Annotated in this window: 30 protein-coding genes; 13 read left to right on the top strand and 17 right to left on the bottom strand. The window is 70.0% G+C overall.

The annotated features are described in order from the left end of the window. Positions 1-41: 41 nt before the first annotated feature. The 4 genes from PQS31_RS16400 to PQS31_RS16385 all read right to left on the bottom strand — a co-directional run bounded on the left by PQS31_RS16400 (position 42) and on the right by PQS31_RS16385 (position 3,602). Complete coding sequence (locus PQS31_RS16400; protein ID WP_096210184.1) at positions 42-653, bottom strand: DUF6445 family protein; 612 nt, start codon at positions 651-653, stop codon at positions 42-44. Positions 654-843: 190 nt separating this feature from the next. Next, complete coding sequence (groL, locus tag PQS31_RS16395) at positions 844-2,484, bottom strand: chaperonin GroEL (protein ID WP_272763919.1); 1,641 nt, start codon at positions 2,482-2,484, stop codon at positions 844-846. 130 nt (positions 2,485-2,614) lie between these two features. Further along, positions 2,615-2,905: a co-chaperone GroES gene (gene groES / locus PQS31_RS16390; protein ID WP_096210186.1), complete on the bottom strand. Its 291-nt coding sequence runs from the start codon at positions 2,903-2,905 to the stop codon at positions 2,615-2,617. Between the two features lie 211 nt (positions 2,906-3,116). Next, positions 3,117-3,602 carry an acyloxyacyl hydrolase gene (locus tag PQS31_RS16385; RefSeq protein WP_272763917.1) on the bottom strand — a complete coding sequence of 162 codons (486 nt, stop codon included), beginning with the start codon at positions 3,600-3,602 and terminating at the stop codon, positions 3,117-3,119. A gap of 382 nt (positions 3,603-3,984) precedes the next feature. On the opposite strand from PQS31_RS16385, the gene PQS31_RS16380 reads away from it, so the two are divergent. The 7 genes from PQS31_RS16380 to accC all read left to right on the top strand — a co-directional run bounded on the left by PQS31_RS16380 (position 3,985) and on the right by accC (position 10,270). After that, complete coding sequence (locus tag PQS31_RS16380; protein WP_272763916.1) at positions 3,985-6,366, top strand: protein-disulfide reductase DsbD; 2,382 nt, start codon at positions 3,985-3,987, stop codon at positions 6,364-6,366. Next, positions 6,363-6,962 (top strand): TlpA disulfide reductase family protein, encoded by a 600-nt coding sequence (locus tag PQS31_RS16375; RefSeq protein WP_272763915.1) that lies wholly within the window; start codon positions 6,363-6,365, stop codon positions 6,960-6,962. The genes PQS31_RS16380 and PQS31_RS16375 overlap by 4 nt, the downstream gene beginning before the upstream one ends. A 102-nt stretch (positions 6,963-7,064) precedes the next feature. After that, a complete protein-coding gene (aroQ, locus tag PQS31_RS16370) occupies positions 7,065-7,511 on the top strand; it encodes a type II 3-dehydroquinate dehydratase (protein ID WP_272763913.1) in 447 nt (148 codons plus the stop codon). Continuing rightward, positions 7,511-7,924 carry a lysozyme inhibitor LprI family protein gene (locus PQS31_RS16365; protein ID WP_272763911.1) on the top strand — a complete coding sequence of 138 codons (414 nt, stop codon included), beginning with the start codon at positions 7,511-7,513 and terminating at the stop codon, positions 7,922-7,924. Before aroQ ends, PQS31_RS16365 begins: the two co-directional genes overlap by 1 nt. A gap of 37 nt (positions 7,925-7,961) precedes the next feature. Next, positions 7,962-8,441 carry an acetyl-CoA carboxylase biotin carboxyl carrier protein gene (accB, locus tag PQS31_RS16360; protein WP_272763910.1) on the top strand — a complete coding sequence of 160 codons (480 nt, stop codon included), beginning with the start codon at positions 7,962-7,964 and terminating at the stop codon, positions 8,439-8,441. A 40-nt stretch (positions 8,442-8,481) separates the two neighbouring features. Then, positions 8,482-8,910 (top strand): four helix bundle protein, encoded by a 429-nt coding sequence (locus tag PQS31_RS16355; protein ID WP_272763909.1) that lies wholly within the window; start codon positions 8,482-8,484, stop codon positions 8,908-8,910. Next, entirely contained in the window at positions 8,903-10,270 is a 1,368-nt protein-coding gene (accC, locus tag PQS31_RS16350; RefSeq protein ID WP_272763908.1) for an acetyl-CoA carboxylase biotin carboxylase subunit, read from the top strand. Before PQS31_RS16355 ends, accC begins: the two co-directional genes overlap by 8 nt. 39 nt (positions 10,271-10,309) lie before the next feature. Here accC and PQS31_RS16345 read toward each other — a convergent pair whose 3' ends face one another. Next, positions 10,310-10,834 carry a hypothetical protein gene (locus PQS31_RS16345; RefSeq protein ID WP_272763907.1) on the bottom strand — a complete coding sequence of 175 codons (525 nt, stop codon included), beginning with the start codon at positions 10,832-10,834 and terminating at the stop codon, positions 10,310-10,312. 94 nt (positions 10,835-10,928) lie between these two features. On the opposite strand from PQS31_RS16345, the gene PQS31_RS16340 reads away from it, so the two are divergent. Next, entirely contained in the window at positions 10,929-11,126 is a 198-nt protein-coding gene (locus tag PQS31_RS16340; RefSeq protein WP_272763906.1) for a hypothetical protein, read from the top strand. Between the two features lie 6 nt (positions 11,127-11,132). Here the strand turns inward: PQS31_RS16340 and PQS31_RS16335 are convergent, their stop codons facing one another. The 4 genes from PQS31_RS16335 to PQS31_RS16320 all read right to left on the bottom strand — a co-directional run bounded on the left by PQS31_RS16335 (position 11,133) and on the right by PQS31_RS16320 (position 13,491). Beyond that, positions 11,133-11,585, bottom strand: coding sequence for a hypothetical protein (locus PQS31_RS16335; protein WP_272763905.1), 453 nt, complete (start codon positions 11,583-11,585; stop codon positions 11,133-11,135). 86 nt (positions 11,586-11,671) lie between these two features. Then, positions 11,672-12,070, bottom strand: a complete 399-nt coding sequence (locus tag PQS31_RS16330; protein ID WP_272763904.1) for a hypothetical protein — start codon at positions 12,068-12,070, stop codon at positions 11,672-11,674. 188 nt (positions 12,071-12,258) lie between these two features. Continuing rightward, positions 12,259-12,987 carry an HAD family hydrolase gene (locus PQS31_RS16325; protein WP_272763903.1) on the bottom strand — a complete coding sequence of 243 codons (729 nt, stop codon included), beginning with the start codon at positions 12,985-12,987 and terminating at the stop codon, positions 12,259-12,261. Positions 12,988-13,134: 147 nt separating this feature from the next. Continuing rightward, on the bottom strand, positions 13,135-13,491 hold the full coding sequence (locus PQS31_RS16320) for an EF-hand domain-containing protein (RefSeq protein WP_272763901.1): 357 nt from the start codon (positions 13,489-13,491) through the stop codon (positions 13,135-13,137). Between the two features lie 378 nt (positions 13,492-13,869). On the opposite strand from PQS31_RS16320, the gene PQS31_RS16315 reads away from it, so the two are divergent. Then, positions 13,870-15,057, top strand: a complete 1,188-nt coding sequence (locus tag PQS31_RS16315; protein ID WP_272763900.1) for a PQQ-dependent sugar dehydrogenase — start codon at positions 13,870-13,872, stop codon at positions 15,055-15,057. Positions 15,058-15,124: 67 nt separating this feature from the next. Here the strand turns inward: PQS31_RS16315 and PQS31_RS16310 are convergent, their stop codons facing one another. Next, complete coding sequence (locus PQS31_RS16310; RefSeq protein WP_272763899.1) at positions 15,125-15,904, bottom strand: lytic transglycosylase domain-containing protein; 780 nt, start codon at positions 15,902-15,904, stop codon at positions 15,125-15,127. A gap of 122 nt (positions 15,905-16,026) precedes the next feature. On the opposite strand from PQS31_RS16310, the gene PQS31_RS16305 reads away from it, so the two are divergent. Both PQS31_RS16305 and PQS31_RS16300 read left to right on the top strand, forming a co-directional pair. Continuing rightward, positions 16,027-16,545, top strand: coding sequence for an adenine phosphoribosyltransferase (locus PQS31_RS16305; protein WP_272763897.1), 519 nt, complete (start codon positions 16,027-16,029; stop codon positions 16,543-16,545). A gap of 71 nt (positions 16,546-16,616) precedes the next feature. Next, the gene (locus PQS31_RS16300) at positions 16,617-17,084 is read left to right on the top strand and encodes a cupin (protein WP_272763896.1); all 468 of its coding nucleotides are present in this window, start codon (positions 16,617-16,619) and stop codon (positions 17,082-17,084) included. 31 nt (positions 17,085-17,115) lie between these two features. Here PQS31_RS16300 and PQS31_RS16295 read toward each other — a convergent pair whose 3' ends face one another. Both PQS31_RS16295 and PQS31_RS16290 read right to left on the bottom strand, forming a co-directional pair. After that, positions 17,116-17,577: a hypothetical protein gene (locus PQS31_RS16295; protein WP_272763894.1), complete on the bottom strand. Its 462-nt coding sequence runs from the start codon at positions 17,575-17,577 to the stop codon at positions 17,116-17,118. A 71-nt stretch (positions 17,578-17,648) separates the two neighbouring features. Further along, positions 17,649-18,374 carry an SOS response-associated peptidase family protein gene (locus PQS31_RS16290; RefSeq protein ID WP_272763893.1) on the bottom strand — a complete coding sequence of 242 codons (726 nt, stop codon included), beginning with the start codon at positions 18,372-18,374 and terminating at the stop codon, positions 17,649-17,651. 155 nt (positions 18,375-18,529) lie between these two features. Here PQS31_RS16290 and PQS31_RS16285 point away from each other — a divergent pair, with 155 nt between their 5' ends. Further along, positions 18,530-18,724, top strand: coding sequence for a hypothetical protein (locus PQS31_RS16285; protein WP_272763892.1), 195 nt, complete (start codon positions 18,530-18,532; stop codon positions 18,722-18,724). Between the two features lie 29 nt (positions 18,725-18,753). Continuing rightward, entirely contained in the window at positions 18,754-19,305 is a 552-nt protein-coding gene (locus PQS31_RS16280) for an NAD(P)H-dependent oxidoreductase (protein WP_272763891.1), read from the top strand. 193 nt (positions 19,306-19,498) lie between these two features. Here PQS31_RS16280 and PQS31_RS16275 read toward each other — a convergent pair whose 3' ends face one another. From PQS31_RS16275 to PQS31_RS16255, 5 genes are all read right to left on the bottom strand, one after another. Next, positions 19,499-19,714 (bottom strand): DUF2188 domain-containing protein, encoded by a 216-nt coding sequence (locus PQS31_RS16275; RefSeq protein ID WP_272763890.1) that lies wholly within the window; start codon positions 19,712-19,714, stop codon positions 19,499-19,501. Between the two features lie 145 nt (positions 19,715-19,859). After that, on the bottom strand, positions 19,860-20,195 hold the full coding sequence (locus PQS31_RS16270; RefSeq protein WP_272763889.1) for a thioredoxin family protein: 336 nt from the start codon (positions 20,193-20,195) through the stop codon (positions 19,860-19,862). Between the two features lies 1 nt (position 20,196). Then, positions 20,197-20,595, bottom strand: a complete 399-nt coding sequence (locus PQS31_RS16265) for a host attachment family protein (protein ID WP_272763888.1) — start codon at positions 20,593-20,595, stop codon at positions 20,197-20,199. Between the two features lie 138 nt (positions 20,596-20,733). After that, positions 20,734-21,279: a hypothetical protein gene (locus PQS31_RS16260; protein ID WP_272763887.1), complete on the bottom strand. Its 546-nt coding sequence runs from the start codon at positions 21,277-21,279 to the stop codon at positions 20,734-20,736. A gap of 81 nt (positions 21,280-21,360) precedes the next feature. Next, positions 21,361-21,684: a DUF6122 family protein gene (locus tag PQS31_RS16255; RefSeq protein WP_272763886.1), complete on the bottom strand. Its 324-nt coding sequence runs from the start codon at positions 21,682-21,684 to the stop codon at positions 21,361-21,363. Between the last annotated feature and the right edge of the window lie 139 nt (positions 21,685-21,823).

Genomic DNA, 21,823 nt, shown 5'->3' with positions numbered 1-21,823 from the left:
TGGACCAGCGCCGGTGACGGGCGCCTGCACGCGGCCCGGGATCAGCCGCGGTTGAAGAACATCAGATAGACGAGGCGCCCGTCTTCGAGCGTGGATCCGAAGGCCTCGCCGGCGCTGTGCCACATCCACGGCCGCAGCAGCACCAGGCGGTTGAAGCGCATCGGGACGCGCATCGTCATCTCCCACTTCGAGGCATCGTTGCTGTCGCGGGCGATCAGCTCGTTCTGCACCGCGTGGTAGCTGGACAGGCCCATCGCGCGCAGCTCGGCGTCGTTGAGCGGCGCGCGCTCGGTGTTCGTGGGCAGATGCCGGAAGAACTCGGTGCCGCCGCGGCAGTCCTCGGGCCGGCTGAGATAGAAGATGCCCGACCACTCGACCGGTCCGTCGATGTGCACGCGCCCCCGGCCGACGTCGTGCGCCCGGGTGATGCGGAACTTGGCATGCGATTCCAGCGGCTCGATCGGGCGCAGCTGTTCGCCGACGAGATGGGAAATCGCGGGAACCAGCCCGGGGATGTGCAGGCGCTCCTGCGAATTGCGCCCCGGAAACGCACCCTGCTGTTCGGGATAGGTCAGGCGCAGCGCAGCGTCGCGCAGCGACAGTGCATCCGGGGTCGACAGGAAATCGTCGACGACGATCAATGACGTGGGCATCGGCGCAGCCTAGCGGCGCAGGGGCGCCGGCTCAAGAAATTCGCGGGGCTTGAGGGTGCGCGTGGGCGCGATCGCCACAAGTCGGAACTCCGCTTCGCGCATGGGCATGCGTCCGCGCGCACTCGCGCAACGAAAAACCCCCGCCTCGCGGCGGGGGTTTTCGTGCAACGGTGCAACGGATGGGGCTGGATCAGAAATCCATGCCGCCCATGCCGCCCATGCCGCCACCGCCCGGCATCGCCGGCTCGTCCTTCTTCGGCAGCTCGGCCACCATCGCTTCGGTGGTGATCATCAGGCCGGCGATCGAGGCCGCGTTCTGCAGCGCCGAACGGGTGACCTTGGTCGGGTCCAGGATGCCGAACGCGATCATGTCGCCGTACTCGCCGGTGGCCGCGTTGTAGCCGTAGTTGCCCGAGCCGTCCTTGACGGCGTTGAGCACCACGCTCGGCTCCTCACCGCAGTTGGTGACGATTTCGCGCAGCGGCGCTTCCATCGCGCGCAGGGCGATCTGGATGCCGTGGTTCTGGTCCTCGTTCGCGCCCTTGAGCTGGCCGATGGCCTGCAGCGCGCGCACCAGGGCCACGCCGCCGCCCGGGACCACGCCTTCTTCCACCGCCGCACGCGTGGCGTGCAGGGCGTCTTCGACGCGGGCCTTCTTTTCCTTCATCTCGATCTCGGTCGAGGCGCCGACCTTGATCACCGCAACGCCGCCGGCCAGCTTGGCCACGCGCTCCTGCAGCTTCTCGCGGTCGTAGTCCGACGAGGTCTCTTCGATCTGCGCCTTGATCTGCTTGATGCGCGACTCGATGCCACCGGTCTCGCCGGCGCCGTCGATGATCGTGGTGTTCTCCTTGGAGACCTGCACCTTCTTGGCGCGGCCGAGGTCGGCGATGGTCGCCTTCTCGAGCGACAGGCCCACTTCCTCGGAGATCACGGTGCCGCCGGTCAGCACGGCCATGTCCTCGAGCATCGCCTTGCGACGGTCGCCGAAGCCCGGGGCCTTGACGGCGCAGACCTTGACGATGCCGCGGATGGTGTTGACGACCAGGGTCGCCAGGGCCTCGCCCTCGACTTCCTCGGCCACGATCAGCAGCGGCTTGCCGGCCTTGGCCACGCCCTCGAGCACGGGCAGCAGGTCACGGACGTTCGAGATCTTCTTGTCGTGCAGCAGGATGAACGGATCGTCCAGCTCGGCCGACATCGACTGCTGGTTGTTGACGAAGTACGGCGACAGGTAGCCGCGGTCGAACTGCATGCCCTCGACGACGTCGAGCTCGTTCTCCAGGCCCGAGCCTTCCTCGACGGTGATCACGCCTTCCTTGCCGACCTTCTTCATCGCGTCGGCGATGATGTTGCCGATCGACTCGTCCGAGTTGGCCGAGATCGTGCCGACCTGGGCGATCGCCTTGTCGTCGGCGGTCGGCTTGGACAGGTTCTTCAGCTCGGCGACGGCGGCCTGCACGGCCTTGTCGATGCCGCGCTTGAGGTCCATCGGGTTCATGCCCGCGGCGACGGCCTTGGAGCCTTCGCGGATGAAGGCCTGGGCCAGCACGGTCGCGGTGGTGGTGCCGTCACCGGCGTTGTCGGAGGTCTTGGACGCGACTTCCTTGACCATCTGCGCGCCCATGTTCTCGAACTTGTCGCTCAGTTCGATTTCCTTGGCGACGGACACGCCGTCCTTGGTGATCGTCGGGGCGCCGAAGCTCTTCTCGAGCACGACGTTGCGGCCCTTCGGGCCGAGGGTCGCCTTGACGGCGTTGGCGAGCACGTTCACGCCGCGCACCATCTTTGCGCGTGCGTCTTCGCCGAAGCGGATTTCCTTAGCAGCCATGGATAAAACTCCGGAATTGGGGATTAGGGATTGGGGATTCGAACGGGCGGGATCACGGCGACTCGAACGGAACAGGGCGCGGCACTGGCCGTCGAATCCCCATTCCCGAATCCCGAATCCCCGCCGTCAATCAACCGACGATGGCGAGAACGTCGTCTTCCTTGATGATCTTGTATTCGACGCCCTCGGCCTTGTAGGCGCTGCCGGCGTACTGGCCGTAGATCACGATGTCGCCGACCTTGACCTTCGGCGCGCGCACGCTGCCGTTGTCCAGGGCCTTGCCTTCGCCGACCGCCACGACTTCACCCTTGGTGGGCTTTTCCTTGGCGTTGTCCGGAATCAGGATGCCGCCGGCGCTCTTCTCTTCGGCCTCGACGGGCTTGACCACGACGCGGTCGTACAGCGGCTTCAAGTTGCTCATTTCAACCCTCTCTAAGTGATTGATTGTGAAGAAAACGGGCGCCGAGTCTAGCACTCGTTCTGGCACTCGGCCATGGCGACTGCCAGAACCGTGGGCGCACGCACCCCGGAACACCGGGACGGACGGGAGATGGGCGCGGCCCGATCCTTTACAAGGCCCGGGCCGGAAATTTTTTTCGCGGCGCCCGGGCGTCGGGCGCGGCCCGCAGGGCTCAGCGGAAGCGCCAGGCGGCGACGAGCATCGTCTCGCCGTCGTTGGGCTGCCTGATGCTGGCGTTGGAGATGTGCCGGGCCAGCAGCGAGAACCGCTGCCAGCGCCAGCCGACCGTGCTGACGAACTGGGGATTGCCGGACAGGGCATCGGTCCGCCCGGCCTGGACGCCGACGCCGAAGCCCGCGACGAAACCGTTGTCGCGCTCGTAGCGCGCACCGCCGTGCACGACGCCGGCATCTTCGGACAGGTCGAAGCGCGTGTTGTCGCGACCGCGCACGTAGACCGCGCCCAGCTCCCAACGCAGCACGCCGCGCGCGGTCCGGCGCCACTCGGGAAGCCAGGCCGCGGTGGCGACCAGCGTGGTCTCGTTCTCCCGGGTCGCCGACGCGCCGATGCCGATATCGACGGGCGCCGACTGCGCGCGGACAGGGGCCGCCAGGCATGCGGCGACGGCGAGGACGGACAGGGCAGGCAAAAGACGCATGAAGTCGGGTTCCAGGGACGGGGCGCGCGGGCCGCAGATAATAGACCGGCCGGTTCAATAAAAGCCCGATCGATTCGCCCGCGCTGCGGGATGCAGCATCCCCGGCGGCGCGCAGCGTGCGGGGCGCGACGTGCACGTTCCGTGCACGTGAGGCCGTCATCGGGCCAGTCCGCGCCCGCGTGCGCGAGCGCAGCCTGCTGCACCGAGCGCGGCCGGCCCGCGCCTGGTGCGCCATCGCCAGCAGGCCTGCGTGCCGGACCGCCGCGCCGATCGGACGGGCCGGAGGGGCGCCGCGTGTGTTCCCGACCGCACCGCGTCGTCCGCCGCCGGATCACTGAACCGGCATTCGGCGTGCAGCGGCGTGGCCTGCGATACTGGCCCGATGACTGCGCGCCCGTTTCCGTTCGCGGCCCCTCCGCGCCGCCTGTTCCATCGCCTGCTCGCCTGTGCTGCGCTGCTGGCCGCCGCGCTGGCCGGCCCGGCGGCGGCGCAGCCGCTCGGGGTCGATGACGTCCTTCCTGTGGACGAGGCCTTGGTGTTGTCGACGCGGGTGCTGGCGCGCGACCGCATCGAGGTGCGCTGGGACATCGCCGACGGGTACTACCTGTACCGGCACCGCACGTCGGCGCACATCGAGGGCGGCTTCAAGAACAACCCGCTGCGCCTGCCGCGCGGCCAGGCCTATACCGACGAATTTTTCGGGGAGGTCGAAACGTATCGCGGGCAACTGACCGCGCTGCTGACCGGTGCGGCCGCCGACGATGCCGAGACGGTCAAGCTGGTCGTGCGCTACCAGGGCTGCGCGGATGTGGGGATCTGCTATCCGCCCCAGACGCGCAATCTGATGATCACGCTGCCGCCGGCGGCGGCCACGGCGCGCGGCGGCGATGCCGGCTTCGCCGCGCTCGGGCAGGCACTGGGCGGACAGGGCGGCAGCCGGGCGCTGCCGCTCGCGGGCAGCCGCGATGCCCTACCGCCCGAGCGCGCCTTCGCCTTCGAGGCGATCGCGGGCGACGGCGATACGATCCTGATGCGCTTCACGCCCGCGCCGGGCTATTACCTCTATCGCGACCGCAATCGCTTCGAGGTCCGCGGCGCGGACGGCATCCGCGCCGGTACGCCGCGCTGGCCGGCCGGGCGGGCGCATCACGATGCGCATTTCGGCGACGTCACCGTGTACTTCGACCAGATCGACGTTCCCCTGCCGCTGCTGCGCTCGCGCGGCGATGCCGCCGAGGTCGACGTCGTCGCGACCTTCCAGGGCTGCCAGGACAACGGCATCTGCTATCCGCCGATGACCCGCACCGTCCGTGTCGCGCTGCCGGCCGGACGTGTGCAGTCGGCGGACACATCGACGGCGGGCGCCCCCCCGGCGTCCACCGGAGCGGTCGATGCGCCGCCCGACACGACTGCGCCCGCCAGCGCGGTCGACGCTGCACCGCTCGCCTTTCCCGATGCCGTCGACGCCCCCGCAAGCGCGGGCGCGGCCGACGCCAGCGCGGACAATGCCGCCCGTACCCGTCCGCCCGGGGTCGCGTCGTCCGGACTGCTCGCCGCCCTGGGCCTGGCCCTGCTCGGCGGCCTGCTGCTGAACCTGATGCCCTGCGTGCTGCCGATCCTGTCGTTGAAGGTGCTGGGGCTGGCCAGGAGCGGCGGCTCGCGCGCGGCGGCGCGGTCGCATGCGCTCTGGTACACGGCCGGCGTGCTGACCGCCTTCGCCGCGGTCGGTCTCCTGGTGATCGCCCTGCGCGCAGCCGGCCAGGCGATGGGCTGGGGCTTCCAGCTGCAGCAACCTTGGTTCGTCGCCGCGCTGGCGTATCTGATGTTCGCGGTCGGGCTGAGCCTCTCGGGCGTGTTCACCCTCGGCGGGCGCATCGGCAACGTCGGCCAGGCGCTGGCCGGGCGCACCGGTCCGGTCGGCGATTTCTTCACCGGCGTGCTCGCCTGCGTGGTGGCCAGCCCGTGCATCGCCCCGTTCATGGGCGGCGCGCTGGCCTATGCCTTCACCGCATCCACGCCGATGGCGCTCGCGGTGTTTCTGATGCTGGGTCTGGGCCTGGCACTGCCGTTCCTGCTGATCGGCCTGGTGCCGGCGCTCGCCGACCGGCTGCCGACACCCGGCGCCTGGATGGAGACACTGAAGCAGGTGCTGGCCTTCCCGATGTACCTCACCGCACTGTGGCTGGCCTGGGTGCTGGGCAAGCAGCGCGGCGTCGATGCGATGGCACTGCTGGTGGCCGGCCTCACTGTGCTGGCGCTGGCACTGTGGTGGTTCGAACGCCGCCGCTGGACCGGGCATGCGCTGCACCGCTGGCTCGCTCTGGCGCTCGCCGTGGCGGCGCTGCTGCCGGTGATCGCGGTCGGCCGGCTGTCGGTGCCGGCAGTTGCAACTGCCGCGCTCGGCGAAGGCGGCACGCACGTCGCGTACTCCGCCGAGCGCCTGGCCGAATTGCGCGCCAGCGGCACGCCGGTCTTCGTCAACATGACCGCCGACTGGTGCGTGACCTGCAAGGCGAACGAGCGTCGGGTGCTGTCGGGTGCGACGTTCAAGTCGGCCCTGGCCGCGGCGGGCGCGACCTACATGGTCGGCGACTGGACCAACGTCGATCCCGAGGTCGGCGCGTTTCTCGAGGCGCACGGCGCGGTCGGCGTGCCGCTGTACGTCGTCTATCCCGCCGGCGGTGGCGACGGCGTGGTGCTGCCGGCCCTGCTGAACGACGCGATCGTCGTCGACGCCCTCGCGCGCGCGGGGTCGTCCGGATGAAGGTCGGACCGCTGGCGGTCGTCGCGATCGCGGTGGCGGCCGGCGGGCTGGGTGTGCTCGCCAGCCTGTTCGTCAGCGGACCCGGCCCGTTGCTCGGCACCGAGACCGGCCAGCGCCTCTACAACGACGCCCTCGTCGTCGCGGCCCCGCCCGCGCCCGAGGGCGTGCGCATGGCCCGGCGCGGCGACGTCGTGCCGGCGTTCGCGATTCAGGGACTCGATGGCGACACCCTGCGCCTGCCCGACGCCTATGCCGGCCGCCCGGTGCTGGTGAATCTGTGGGCGAGCTGGTGCGGCCCCTGCATCGAAGAAATGCCGGAACTCGACCGCTTCGCCCGCGAACAGGGCGAAACCGGCGTGCAGGTGCTCGGTATCGCGCTCGACGACGTCGAGGCCGTCCGCGGGTTTCTGCAGCGGGTGCCGGTCGACTACGCGATCGCGCTGGACGCCCCCGGTCCGGCCGATGCCGGCGTGCGGCTGGGGAATCCGCGGGGCGTGCTGCCGTACACCGTGCTGATCGGCGCGGACGGCCGCGTGGTCAAGCAGCGGATCGGCCCGTTCGCGCACGGCGAGACCGATGCCTGGGCAAGACACTGAGCGCAGAACTCAAACGCTCGTTTAAAATCGTCGAACGTCTGCGAACTGGACAGCAATGGTGACATCCCGCAGACTTCGCGCACTTCCCGCGACCGGTGCGCGATGGCGTCCCTCCTCGTCCTGCATGGCCCCAACCTCAACCTGCTCGGCACACGCGAGCCGGAGGTCTACGGCCATACCCGCCTCGCCGAGATCGACGCGATGCTGCAGGCACAGGCGGCGGGCGCCGGCCATACGCTCACCAGCCTGCAGTCCAATGCCGAGCACGTCCTGGTCGATCGGATCCAGGCCGCGCGCGAGGACGGCACCGCGCTGATCCTGATCAATCCGGCCGCGTTCACCCATACCTCGGTGGCCATCCGTGATGCGCTGGCCGCCGTGGCGGTCCCGTTCATCGAGATCCACCTGTCCAATCCGCACCGTCGCGAGCCGTTCCGCCATACCAGCTATCTGAGCGATCTCGCACTCGGCGTGGTCGCCGGCTTCGGCGCCGACAGCTATCGTTACGCCCTCGATGCCGCGCTGCGCCGGCTGGAGCCGGCCGCGTGATGCGTCATGGCCCTGCATGCGTCGCGCTGCTGGCCTGCGCCGCGGCGGCGTGGCCGCTCTCGGCGCGAGCCGACACGCTGACCGCCGCCGATTGCGCGGCGCCGACCTCGACCAGCGACGCCGCCCTGTGCATGGCCGCCGAGTACGCGCGCCTCGACGCCGCGCTCGACCGGCTGCAGGCCGACACCGCCGCCGCGCTGGCCGACACGACCGATTGCGTCGGCGACTGCGCCGCGGCCCGCGCCGCCCTCGACGATGCCCAGACCGCCTGGCGGCGGGTCCGCACCCGCGATTGCGACGCCGCCTACGCACTCGCGATCGACGGCAGCGGCCGCAACGACGCCCGCCTGACGTGCCTGATCGACCACACCCGCCTTCGCATCGGGCAGCTGCAGCAGCTCCGCGCCCTGTAAGCCCGCCCGCCATTCCGCCGACAACCACGAGGCCCGCATGGATCTCCGCAAAATCAAGAAGCTCATCGATCTGCTCGAGGAGTCCAATCTCACCGAGATCGAAATCAAGGAAGGCGAGGAATCCGTGCGCCTGTCGCGGACCTCGGGCGCCGGCGGCGCACCGCTGGCCTATGCGCCCGCGCCGGCGCCGGTGACCCAGCGCGTCCCCGAACCGGTGATGCCGATGAGCTCGCCGGTCGAGGCCGCCACCGGCGGTGCCCCCAAGGGCGACGACCTGCCGCCGGGCCAGGTGGCCAAGTCGCCGATGGTCGGCACCTTCTACGCCTCGCCCGCGCCGGACAAGCCGCCGTTCGTGGCGGTCGGCCAGTCGGTCAAGGCCGGCGAGACGCTGGGCATCATCGAGGCGATGAAGATGTTCAACCCGATCGAGGCCGAAACCTCGGGCACGGTGGTCGCGATCCTGGTCGAAAGCGGCCAGCCGGTGGAGTTCGATCAGCCGCTGTTCGTGATCGGCTGAAGGCCGATCACGACGGAATTAGGGATCGGGGATTCGGGATTTGACCGACACCTTCGCGACTTCGAGACCGCACGAACGACTGGATGTATGGCAGGACGCCATGCAACTGGTCGAAGCGGTGTATCGCGCCACGTCCTCGTTCCCGGTCGACGAACGCTTCGGCCTGACCGCGCAATTGCGCCGTGCCGCCATCAGCGTGCCATCGAACATCGCCGAAGGCGCCGCGCGCCGATCGACGTCCGAGTGTCTCCGGCACCTGTCTATCGCACGCGGCTCGCTCGCCGAGTTGTCGACGCAGCTGGCGATTGCGCAACGCCTCGGCTTCGGCACGGCTCCGGTCATCGACATGGAACTGCTCGATCGCACGTTCGCTCGCCTCAATGCCTTGATCCGCACGCACGAACGCCGCATCCGCGAGCCGGATGCATTTCCCGAATCCCCAATCCCGAATCCCCAATCCCATGCTTGAAAAAGTCGTCATCGCCAACCGGGGCGAGATCGCGCTGCGCATCCTGCGCGCGTGTCACACCCTCGGCATCCGTACGGTCGCGGTGCATTCCACCGTCGACCGCAACCTCAAGCACGTGGCCATGGCCGACGAGTCGGTCTGCATCGGCCCGCCGCCCTCGGCCCAGAGCTATCTCGACATGCCCGCGATCATCGCCGCGGCCGAGGTCACCGACGCCCAGGCCATTCACCCCGGCTACGGCTTCCTCAGCGAGAACGCGGATTTCGCCGAGCGCGTCGAGCAGTCCGGCTTCATCTTCATCGGTCCGAAGGCCGAGACCATCCGCCTGATGGGCGACAAGGTCGAGGCGATCCGCGCGATGAAGGAGGCCGGCGTGCCCTGCGTGCCCGGCTCCGGCGGTCCGCTCGGCGACGACGCGGCGACCAACGTCAAGATCGCGCGCGAGATCGGCTATCCGGTCATCGTCAAGGCAGCCGGCGGCGGTGGTGGACGCGGCATGCGCGTGGTCCACACCGAGGCCGCGCTGGTCAACGCGATCGCCACGACCAAGCAGGAAGCCAAGGCCGCGTTCGGCAACGACATGGTCTACATGGAGAAATTCCTCGAGAACCCGCGCCACGTGGAAATCCAGGTGCTGGCCGACGGCCAGGGCGGCGCGATCCATCTGGGCGAGCGCGACTGCTCGATGCAGCGGCGCCACCAGAAGGTCGTCGAGGAAGCGCCGGCACCGGGCATCACGCCCGAGGCGCGCGCGGAGATCGGCAAGGTCTGCGTGGACGCGTGCCTGCGCATCGGCTACCGCGGCGCGGGCACGTTCGAGTTCCTCTACGAAAACGGTCGCTTCTACTTCATCGAGATGAACACCCGCATCCAGGTGGAGCATCCGGTGACCGAGCTGGTGACCGGCATCGACCTGGTGCGTGAGCAGCTGATGATCGCCTCGGGCCACAAGCTGTCGATCAAGCAGGAAGACGTCGTGCTGACCGGCCACGCGATCGAGTGCCGCATCAACGCCGAGGACCCGGACACCTTCATGCCCTCGCCCGGCACCATCCGCCATTTCCACGCGCCGGGCGGCCCGGGCGTGCGCGTCGACACGCACGTCTACGAAGGCTATGCGGTGCCGCCGAACTACGATTCGATGATCGGCAAGCTGATCGTGCACGGCGCCGACCGCGACCAGGCGATCTGCCGCATGCGCGTGGCGCTGTCGGAGATGGTCGTCGACGGCATCAAGACCAATATCCCGCTGCAGCAGCGGATCATGCGCGACCAGGGCTTCGCGGCCGGCGGACAGAACATCCACTACCTCGAAAAGCGGCTCGCCGAACGCAAGAACAAGACGCTGGCGATCGGCTGAGGCGGCCTCCGGGCGTCGCCGCCGCGGCGCCCGGAACATTCAGTCTTCGCGATCCGGAAACGCGCGGCGCAAGGCCGCATCCAGGCGGATCGGCCGCGCCCAGCGGTCGTAGCTTTCGACCAGACCGCGCTTGACCCGCATCATCGCCTCGCCGTGCCGCTCGGCATCAAGCGTCTCGGCCAGTACCGCCCAGCCCTGGTCCGGATCCCGGCGCCACGCCGCCGCCACTTCGCGGCATGTGCGCCCGAGTGCCTGCGCCAGTGCGCAAGCCACGTAGACGTCGGCCGGCTGACGGACCGGGTCGGCCATCAGCTGCTCGACCAGCGCGCGCGGCGCACCGCGATAGCGCACCAGCTCGTCGATGAAGGCATCGCCGTAGCGCTCGGCGTACAGATTGAGATCCGTCAGCCAGGTATCGAGCCAGGCATCGCCACTGCGCGGCGCCCAGGGCGCCGGTTCGGCCGCCACCTCGACCGCGTCGTCCGCGGCCTGCGGTGTCTGCGCAGCGGTCGTCATCGGGAGGGCGATCAGCAGGGACAGCACGACGGTGTTGCTCAACGGCATGGAAAGGTCTCGAAGCATCGTCCGGCCGCCGCGACGACGGCGCCGCGACATACGACGACCGACCATAGCCCAACGCCGACACCGAGGACAGCACATGGCCAGCCATCTTTCTTCGTCCCCCGCACGCCGCGGACGGACGTTGCGCTGGAGCATCGCCGCTGCGGTCGTGGCCCTCCTGCTGGCGGGCTACTGGATCGCACTCGACCAACTGGCGACCCGGGTGGGCCAGGACGCGGAGAACACGCTGCGCAGCCTGCCCGTCAATGACGATACCCGCCATCGCGCGGACTGAACGCGTTCAGCGCGTCGCGATCACCAGGCTCTCGGGACGACCGCCCTGCTGCCACCAGTCGCCTGTGGCCGTCACCCTCAGTTGCACGCCACCCTTGCGCATCGAACGGTGCGCCCCGCTATCGCGTCCGTCCGCCGCATAGGCGCCGACGACGTCGCGCGGATCGCGCACACCACTGAAACTGGCCGCGCCCGCATCGATCCGCAGCGCCCGGTCCCCGTCCTTGACGCTGACCCGCACCGGGAGCGTGCGGCCGTCCGCGCAGCGCACGACGCCGGCCCCGCGCGCGGCGCGGTAGTGGGCCGACCAGTCGCTGGCCTGGAACGTCAGTTCGCAGGTGGTGGTGTCGCTGGCGACGGCCGGAAGTGCCATCGCCCCGATGACCGTCGCGACCAAAAGCCACGCGCACGGGCGATGCCGGCGCGTCGCGGAAGGCAGGAACGGGAGCAGATCGGCCATGGCCCAACGCTAACAGAAAACGCGCCGCGGCCCGGTGGGCGGCGGCGCGTTCGATGGAGGACCCGGCACGCCGCCGGGCAAGCGGCTCAGCGGCGGCCGCGACGGTCCTGGCGGGGGTCGTAGTACTGCACGGTGCAGCGACCGCGGCTGTCGCAACGGGTCTGCGAATACCGGTGGTCACGGCGTCCGTGGGCACGCGCGTGCGGCGGCGGACCGGGCCGGTAGCCGTGATGGTGACGCGGCACGTGGCGGTAATAGACCGGCCGGCCGTAGCGGTCGTACGAGACCAGCAGGCGGTCGTGCTGGCCGTAGCCGCCGTGGCGGTAGTACGGCGTATTGCCGCGCAGCACCACGTCGGCCACATCGACGATCACGCGCACGAGATCGTCGTTCGCGCGGGCCGGTGCAGGCACCACGGCAGCGGCAGCAAAGCCGGTCGCGAGGACGGCGGGCAGGATCCAGCGGGTCAGGCGCGAGGTGGTCATCGGGGTCTCCATCGTGCAGGGCGGCCACCGCGGTAGTGGCCCGTGACCCTCACCATCGGCGAGCGCGGATGAATCGATGCGCAATTTTCCGGCCTGAGGCGTTCATGTCGAACCCGCATCCATACGGCGTTCAAACTGGAAACGCTTTCCATGCGCTGCAACCGGTTACGCGAATGGAGCGCAGCGACTCAACGCGCGATCGCGCGCATCGCCAGGTCCAGCACGGCCGCCGGCAATGCCTCGGGCGCGGCCACTTCGCACATGCGCTCGAGGCCGGAGGTGATCGAGACATCCGTCTCGTGCGCCCAGGTCGTCCGGTACGGCATGTGCACGCCCCAGCCGCCGAGCGCCAGCACGGGCGCGATGTCGGAGCGCAGCGAATTGCCGATCATCAGGAACTGGCTGGGCTCGGCGTCGAATTCGCCCAGCACGCGCGCGTAGGTCGGCGCGTCCTTTTCGCTGACGATCTCGATACGCCGGAACAGGTCGGACAGCCCGGAATCGCGGACCTTCGCTTCCTGGTGGAACAGATCGCCCTTGGTGATCAGCACCACCTCGAAGCGCGCGGCGATGGCTTCGACCGCGGTGCGGATGCCGGGCAACAACTCGACGGGATGGCGCAGCAAGGCCTTGGCCATGTCGACGATGCGGTGCAGGTCACGGGCGCTGATCCGGCCGTCGGTGATCTGGGTGGCCGACTCGATCATCGACAGTGCCATGCCTTTCACGCCGTAGCCGAACACGGCGATGTTGGCCGATTCCACCGCGTACAGCGCATCGGCGACGCGGCCGTCGCCCAGGTCCACGTAGTGGCCGACGATGCCCTCGAACGCGCGTTGCGCCTCGTCGAAGTAGTCCTGGCTGCGCCAGAGAGTGTCGTCGGCGTCGAAGCCGACCAGCTGGATGCCCTGCGTCATCCGCGCAGTCTACGCGTCGCGGCCTGGGCGGCAGCTACGCAGGCATCGCGCGAACAGGCAGTGCCAGGCAAAGAAAAAGCGACCCGCCGAAGCGGGTCGCCCGGAGCCGTCCGTCATGCGACGGGCGGACGCATCGCGGCGTGGGACTTACTCGTCGGCAGCGCCGGCACCGGCCGCCTGACGGTTCACGTAGTCGCGGTATTCCTCGGGGGTGATGAAGCCGTCGCCATCGGCGTCCACGTCGGTGAACACCTGGCCGAGCCCCTCGAGGCCGGACGCTTCGGCCTGGCTCAGGCGGCCGTCACCGTCGGTGTCGAGATCGGCCCAGGTCACCTGGCCCTGCTGGGCCTGCGGCGCTTCGGCCGTGGCGTCATGCGCATAGTCCTGGGTCGTGGTGGTCGGCGGCGTCTGCTGGGCAGTCGCTTCCTGCGCGAAGGCCATCGGCGTCGCCATGGCGAAGCCCAGGGCAATCGCGGCGATCATCGGCTTGCGGACATTCTTCATGATGGTGTTCTCCAGTGGGAATGTTGGACGCGCGGGAGGTGGTTCATCCTCGTCTCGGATACCGCACGGAAGCCACCTTGCCGATTTGCGGATGAACGTTCCGGGGGCCGGCATCGCGGGCGCTTACACGTGCTTAACCACTGGCCGCGCGCGGACGGTTATGCGATTCGTGTCCGCGACGTGAGCACGGCGCCGCGAATCCCGCGGTGACGGGATCGGGCGCACCGGGCGGCAGCCGGGGGACGACCGCTGACACGTGTGTTGGTCGCTGAACGGAAACGCAATTCTCACGAATCCGGCCGTCCGGCGCCTCGGCAGGACGCTCAGACGCCCTGTGCGACACTCGGGGTTTCCCCTAGTTGCGCACTGGAGATGCCCATGCACCTGCGTCCACTCACCCTCACCGCACTCGCGTCCTCGATGCTCTGGCTGTCGGCCTGTGACGGCAATGCGTCCAACGGCGCCGCATCCGATGCCCCGACGCAGGCCCAGACCGCGTCCGCCCCCACCGCCGCCGCCGGTGATGCGATCGAAGGTGTGCCGTTCGCCAGCACCGCGGTCGCCACCTTCAACGAGCCCTGGGCGCTGGCCTTCCTGCCCGACGGTAGCCTGCTCGTCACCGAGAAGTCGGGCGTGCTCAAGCACGTGACCCTGCCGGGCGGCGAAGCACGCGAGATTTCAGGTGTGCCCGAAGTCGCGTATGCCGGCCAGGGCGGTCTCGGCGACGTGGTGCCGCATCCGCAGTTCACGCAGAACGGCCTCGTCTATTTCAGCTATGCCGAGGACGGCGACGGCGGTCGCGGCGCGGCGGTCGCCCGCGCGCGCCTGGACGCCGATGCCGGCGCGCTGCAGGACGTCGAGGTGATCTGGCGCCAGGTGCCGAAGGTCAGCGGCAACGGCCACTACGCACACCGCATCGCGTTCGGCCCGGACGGCATGCTGTGGATCTCGTCGGGCGACCGCCAGAAGTTCGATCCGGCCCAGGACATGACCTCGAACATGGGCAAGCTGGTGCGTCTCAACGACGATGGCAGCGTGCCGGCGGACAACCCGTTCGCCGACCAGGGCGAGGTCGCCGCCCAGGTCTGGGCGCTCGGCCTGCGTAATCCGTTGGGCATCGCCTTCGACGGCGACGGCCGGCTCTGGGAAATCGAAATGGGCCCGGCCGGCGGCGACGAGTTCAACCTGATCGAGCGCGGCGGCAACTACGGCTATCCGATCGTCTCCAATGGCGACCACTACGACGGCCGCCCGATTCCCGACCACGACACGCGTCCTGAATTCATCAAGCCGCTGATCACCTGGACGCCGGTGATCTCGCCGTCCAGCCTGATGGTGTACTCGGGCACGCTGTTCCCGGAGTGGACCGGCAACGCCTTCGCCGGTGGACTGTCGGGCCAGACCCTGGTGCGCATCGAACTCGACGGTGACACGGCGCGTGAGGCCGAGCGCTTCGCGATGGGCGCGCGCATCCGCGGCGTGACCCAGGGGCCGGACGGCGCGCTGTGGGTGATCGAGGACGGTGCGGACGGCCGCCTGATCCGGCTGGCGCCGCGCGAGGGCTGAGCCTGTCGCACCCGTGCTGTACGACGGAAGGCCGCGGTGCGAACCGCGACCTTCTGCGTGTCGGGCCTCAGATCGCCGGGCGCTCGACCGGACGCCCCATCGCCTCGCGATAGCGCAGGTACAGGGCCTGGACCTTGTCGATGTAGGCGCGGGTCTCCGCGTACGGCGGCACGCCGTCGTAGCGGTCCACGGTGCCGGCCCCGGCGTTGTAGGCGGCCAGCGCGCGGGTCCGGTCGCCGTTGTACCGGCGCAGCAGCCGGCGCAGATGCCGCGCGCCCGCGCGGATCGACTGCGCGGGCGAATCGGGATCGCGCACCGCGTAGTCGGCGATCACATCGGGCATCAGCTGCATCACGCCGCGAGCGCCCTTGGGCGACACGGCTGTGGCCTCGAAGCCGCTCTCGGCATGGGCGATCGCACGCAGCCAGGCCTCGTCGAGGCCATGGGTCTTCGCGGCCTCCCGGAACAGTGCCGGCCAGGCGTCCAGGCGCGGCGCTTCCACGCGCCCGAGCCCCGCATGCGCGGGCTCGCCGGGAGGCGTCTGCACGGTGAAGCGCAGATACTCGCGTGCGCCGGGCAGCCGGCGCGTGCCGTAGACCAGGCGACCGCCCTGTTCGCGCTCGTAGAGCACGCCGCTGAAGACGCCCATCTCGCCCCAGAGATTGGGCGTCTGCACCGCGTCGTCGGGCACCTCGCGCGGCGTGCAGGTGGCGCCCGGCTCGGGCGCGGTGGACAGGCTGACGGTGCCGTCCACCACGCAGCGCCAGACCGTGCGCGCGTGCGCCGGGCCGGTGGTGAGGACGAGGACGGCGGCGAACCACCACGGACAGCAGCGAGGGAACGGCATGGCGGGGAGTCGATGGCCGACGCCCGGCGGGCATCGCTGCTGTGCGAATACGCCGGTCGGGGCGAGGTTTGTGTCGCCGCGCCCGTGCCGCCATCATCGGGCGCCCCGCTCGAGACCCGCCGATGGCGCACTGGTCGACCCTGATCCGCGAGATCCCCGATTTCCCCAGGCCCGGCATCGTCTTCAAGGACATCACGCCGGTGCTGGCCGATCCGCGCGCGTTCGCCGCCGCGATCGAGGCGATGGCCGCCCCGTGGCGCGACGCGCCACCGACGGCGTTTCTCGGCATCGAATCACGCGGTTTCATCTTCGCCGCCGCGCTCGCCCAGGCCCTGGGCACCGGGTTCGTGCCGGTGCGCAAACCTGGCAAGCTGCCCGCGCGTACGCTGCGGCACGACTACGCGCTGGAATACGGCCGCGATCGTCTGGAGGTCCACGCCGACGCCGTGCCGCCCGGCGCGTCCGTGGTGCTGGTCGACGACGTGCTGGCCACCGGCGGCACGCTGGCCGCGGCCCTCGCGCTGGCCCGTGCACAGGGCGCCCACGTGCTGGGCGCGGCGGTGCTGGTGGAACTGCCGGCACTCGAAGGCCGCGCACGCTGGCCGGCCGACCTGCCCCTGCAGATCGCGCCGACGGATTGACGGCGGAAACGCGCTCGCGACGACACGTATTCGACACCGCGCATCGCAGCATCCGGCGACGGAGGCCGCAGATGCACATCGAGACGCTCATCCTGGCCGGCAACGGCTGGGTACCGAACAACCCGCGGCTGCCGGTGCGGATCTACCGGGCCGGCACGGTGCCACTGGACGCGCGCGGGTTCGAGCAGCGGTTCGCCGCCCACGGCTGGCCCCCCGACTGGCGCGGCGGCGTGTACGACTATCACCACTACCACTCGACGGCCCATGAAGTGCTGGGCGTCGCCGCCGGCCACGCCCGTCTGATGCTCGGCGGACCGGACGCGACCCTCGTCGAGCTCTTCGCCGGCGACGCGCTGCTGCTGCCGGTCGGCACGGGTCACTGTTGCGTCGAGGCCGATGCGGCCTTCCAGGTGGTGGGGGCCTATCCCGAGGGGCAGCGCTGGGACCTGCAGCGCGATGCACCGGATGCCGGGACGCGCGCACGCATGCGCGCCCTGCCCGATCCGGTGCGCGACCCGGTCACCGGCGATCCGTTCTGAAATCGTCGGCTCGGCGCCTGCACGCGCGGGCTCAGGGCGCCAGTGCGGTCACCGCCGCGGCGGCACTGTGGGACGCCTCGTCGATCATCGCCGAAAAGCGCATCCGGCCGAGGTTGTCGGCCAGTTCCGGACAGCGGGCCTGCGGCGGCTGCAGCGCGAGATAGGCGTGCATCGCGTCCGCCATTTCGACGAAGCGGGCATCGAAGGCGGCGACGCCGTCCAGGAAGGCCGCATCCGTCGGCGCTGCATCCAGCGCGCGCTCGAACTCCGGGTTTCCCGCACGGAACGTGGCGATGCCGGTTTCCAGTTGCCGGCTGGCGTCGGCGTCGGCGGCGCAGTAACGCCTGAACACCTCGACCTGGCGTTGCAGGACGTGTGCGCCCATGTAGCGTGTCTGCACGTCACTCAGCGGCGATTGCGCGGACGCCCCGCCCGCCATCGCGCACGACGCCAGCGCGGCGAGCAGACACATCGGCAGACGGTGGGGATTCATGGCGGGCTCCGGCGATCGCAGCGCAGGCGCCGCATCCGGGTACACGGTACGCGCGCCCGCGGGAGGCCACGTCAAGAGTCCTCGTCGATGTCGTCGAACGCGTGTGCGAGCCAGTCGCCGTCGTCGTCGTGGCCGGGCGCGAGATCGACCGGCTCGAGCAGGGTGTAGGTATCGACGTCGGGGCTGCGGATCCGACGCGAGACCGGATAGGCCTCGAGCGCAGGCTGCGGCATCGCCTCCAGAAACGCCTGCGCGCGGCGCGGCCCGGCAATCCAGTCGGCGATCGCCCCCGCCGGCATGAAGACCGGACCGTCGGCCACCAGCGGCGCCGGAATCGCGGGGTTGGGATGGGTGAGCACGGCGAACGAATACAGCTCGGGCGTGTCCCGGCTCCAGTGTTCCCAGAGGCCGGCCGCGAACAGGGCAGTCCCGTCCTGGCTCTGGATGAAGTACGGCTGCGGTGTTTCGCCCGAGCGGTCCCATTTGTAGTACCCGTTCATCGGCACCACGCAGCGGGTGTTCTCCCAGGGCCGCTTGAAGATCCGGCTGCGCGCGGCGCGCGCGAGACGCGCGGTCACGGTGGTGTACTTGGTCTCCGGCAGCGCCGACCAGGCCGGCACGAGCCCCCAGTCGAACTCTTCCACCGCCAGTGCGCTGTCCCGATCGAGGATGACGGCCGCCGGCTTGCGGGTGGCGATGTTGTAGCGGGCGGGCGCGGCCTCGAGCGCGGTCGCCAGGCCCGGCGGCAGACCCGGCGGCCACATGCCCGCGGCGAAGGCCTGCACGAACCTACGCATGCGCGGCGTCCTGGCGGCTGATGGAGCGCGGGGTCATGCCGCAGCATCGCGCCTGCGGCGTGAAGCGTCTGCGTCGCGCCACCGCGCGACCGGCTTCACGGCCGGCTGCGGTGGCATCGCACAAGGTGGTGCCCCGCACCGGTAGAGACCGCGCCATGCAGACCCCCATGCAGCCGCCCACGCCCAACGACGACATCCCGGGTTCGATCCCGCACCCCATGCACGACCCGGTACCCGACCAGCCGGTGGATCCACCGGTGCCCACGCCCGGTGATCCGGAGCGCGACCCGCAGCCGCAGCGCGATCCCCCGTCGCCCACGCGGCCACAGGATCCCCCGCAAACCCCCTGACACGTCCCGCAGCCGCCTCGAGGTACCCCATGACCACCCGTCGCATCGCCGTCATCGTCGGCAGCCTTCGCAAAGATTCGTTCAACCGCAAACTCGCGGATGCACTCGCCGAGCGCGCACCCGAAACACTGTCGCTGCACTCCGTGGAGATCGGCGACCTGCCGCTCTACAACCAGGACGACGACGCGTCGCCGCACCCCAACGTGGTGCGTTTCAAGCGCGAGATCGAACAGGCCGACGGCGTGCTGTTCGTGACGCCGGAATACAACCGCTCGATCTCCGGCGTGCTGAAGAACGCGCTCGACCATGCGTCCAGGCCCTACGGCGAAAGTGTCTGGGCCGGGAAGCCGGCGGGCGTAGCGGGCGTGTCGGTCGGCGCCATCGGCACGGCTGCGGCGCAGCAGCACCTGCGGACCATCCTGGCCTACCTCGACATGCCGACGCTCGGTCAGCCCGAGATGTTCCTCAAGGCGGATGCGGTGTTCGACGATGCCGGCGCGCTGCGCGACGACAGCACGGCATTCATCGACACGTGGCTGAAGCGCTACGCCGGATGGGTTGCGCAGCACGTCGGCGCCTGACGCTGTCGGCTCCGGCGCGCGCGGAACTGTTCCGCGGCGACGCGCGCCGGGCCGGACGGGACCGCACGCGCGGCGGGACATTCCCGATATCGCGGGTGGCCAGCGAGCGCGATACGCGCCGCAACGCGCTGCAATCGGCACCCTGTAATGAACCGGCAGCGCACCGCGCGGAACGCCGGTCAGCGCGCGCCCATCAGGCGGCGAAGCGGCGCTCGGCTTCGTAGCCTCCGTCCGCACCGTGGATGCGGATCGTGGCGCCGCATCGACGCACCTGGGCATCGGCGGCGACATCGGCGAATGCGGCGCTGCGGGTCAGATAGTGCACCGAGGCGCGGGTTCCGTTGTCTTCGACGAGTTCCCAGTCGAAGGTCGCGGCGTTATGGCGAAGCGTGAAACACAGGGGGGACATGGGACATCCGGGACGGCTGCACGCGGACCGTGCGCGTGCATGGTCTACCGGGTGCGATGAAGAGGGCGTCCCCGCGGCGCGCGCGGCGCATGCACAAGGTGCAAACGCAGGCCACGAAGACCGGGGCCGGGCGCGCCTCGCGCCGCTAGGGCATGCCCGGCCCCGCGGCCTCGAGCGCGGCCTCCACCTCCTCGCGTGAACCGGGTCGCACCCGACGCGAGACTTCCACGCCGTCGCGCAGTACCACCAGCGTCGGCCACAGCTTCACCTTGAAACTGCGCCCGAGCGGGCGGCCCGGGCCGTCCTCGATACGCAGATGCCGCACGTCCGCGCGCGCCGCCAGCGCCGGCTGCAGAACGGCCTGTGCGGCCTGGCAAAACCCGCACCAGTCGGTGCCGAACTCGAGCGCGACGATACCCGGCATCGCGTCGACCTCGACGCGATCCGGGGCCTGCTTCGAATAGGGGTCGACGCGTGTCATGTCAGGACAGCGCGCGCTCGATGGTCTCGAGCGGTGCGTTGGTGAAATCCTTGGCCAGATCGCCCAGCAGCCGCTGCGTGGTCTCCTTGTGCAGCAGCGGACGTACCCGGCCGAGCGTCTGAGGATCGGCGATCAGCACCAGATGCGCGTAGCGGTTCTTCAACGCGCCCTCGTTGAGGCCCTGCGCCAACTGCTTGGCGAACGTCGCTTCGTCGAGCTGCGAGGCGCTCGATTCGGCCGGCATCGCGCCCGCGGGGCCGTCGTCGTCGAGATTCATGCCCTCCAGCAGGGCTTCCTGTTTCAGGCTCAGCGACCGCTCGTCACCGACGTTGCTGAACACGCGGGCCGCGCCGCCATTGGCCACGACCACCAGTGCACCCTGCGGAATCTTCATCGTCATACACGTTCTCCACTTGCCTGCGTTGGTACCGGAAAGGCACCGGAAAACTCTAGGCAGGCGCATGTGAGCGCAGTGCAATGCGGACGCGGGTTACGGGCGCAGCGCGTGCGTGTCGCGGCGCGGGGCTGAACGGCGCACTCAGCGCCAGGGACGTCGACCTTCGGTCCAGGACTCGTGACGCACCGGGGCCACTCCGGCGCCGAACGGCGCGCCCCATCCATACCCGCGTCCGTACGCTCCGGGGCCATACACGCCCGGACCACCATACAGGCCGCCCGGCCAGTAAGCGCCCGGCACGTCGAAGCGACCGACGCTCAGATGCAGATTCGTGGTGCCCACATCACCGCTGGCGGTGACGCGCTCCGTGCACAGGTTGAGATCGGCTGCGTTGTAGTGGCTGGTGCCGCTACGCGATGAATGCCCGATGCCGGCGGTCACGCTGCCGGTCACGGCGCGCGCGCTCCCGTCGGGCGCCGTCGGGCACCCGCCCGCACCACCGCGGACGGTGCGCAGCGCGCGCGCCGGTGGGCGTGCGGTCCTCGGGCCGGTGTATTCGCCGTCGCCGAAGGCACCGGGCCCGGTGAACATCGCGGGTGTCGGCGGACTCAGATCCACGTCGCGGTCCTGCGCCCACACGCCTACCGGCAGCAGCAGGGACATCCACACCAGGTGCACTCGACGCATCGGACAGCTCCGGACCGGACTCGGCGGACCCCCACGCTAGCAGCCGGCGGTTGAATCGCCGCTGGCCTGGCCGCCACGGATTCAACCGGCGTAGTGCATCCACACGCAGTCGATCGCATCCAGTGCGATGTGCACCAGCAGCCCGATGCCGAACAGACGGGTGCGCCGGGGCAGCAGCAACGCCGTGTAGACCGCGATGGCCGGCGCCGTGTGCAGGGGATGGAAGCCGATGCTGCAGCGCCCCGGGGCATAGACCGGGTCGGCCAGCAGATGGTCGATGTCGATGATCCAGCCCAGCAGCATCAGTGCCCATGCACGCAGGAAGCGCTCGCGGAAGAACACCCAGGCGATGAGCGCCGGCACCGCGGCGTGCAGGATCAGATGGAGGATGGCGCGCGTACCCATCGAGCCAGACCAAGTCGGGCGGCGCAGGATACCGTCGCGTCCCGATCCAGGCGGCCCGGGCCGGCGCAGGCGGCGCCTGCGGAAGTTGCAGAGGCCGCCCGTACGCTTTCACCGCGCCTGCACCGGCGTGATGCGAATT

It is taken from the genome of Luteimonas sp. BLCC-B24, assembly GCF_028550595.1.
GTDB lineage: Bacteria > Pseudomonadota > Gammaproteobacteria > Xanthomonadales > Xanthomonadaceae > Luteimonas.
Note: the sequence above shows the minus strand (reverse complement) of the source record. Positions and strands in the feature narration are given on the sequence as shown.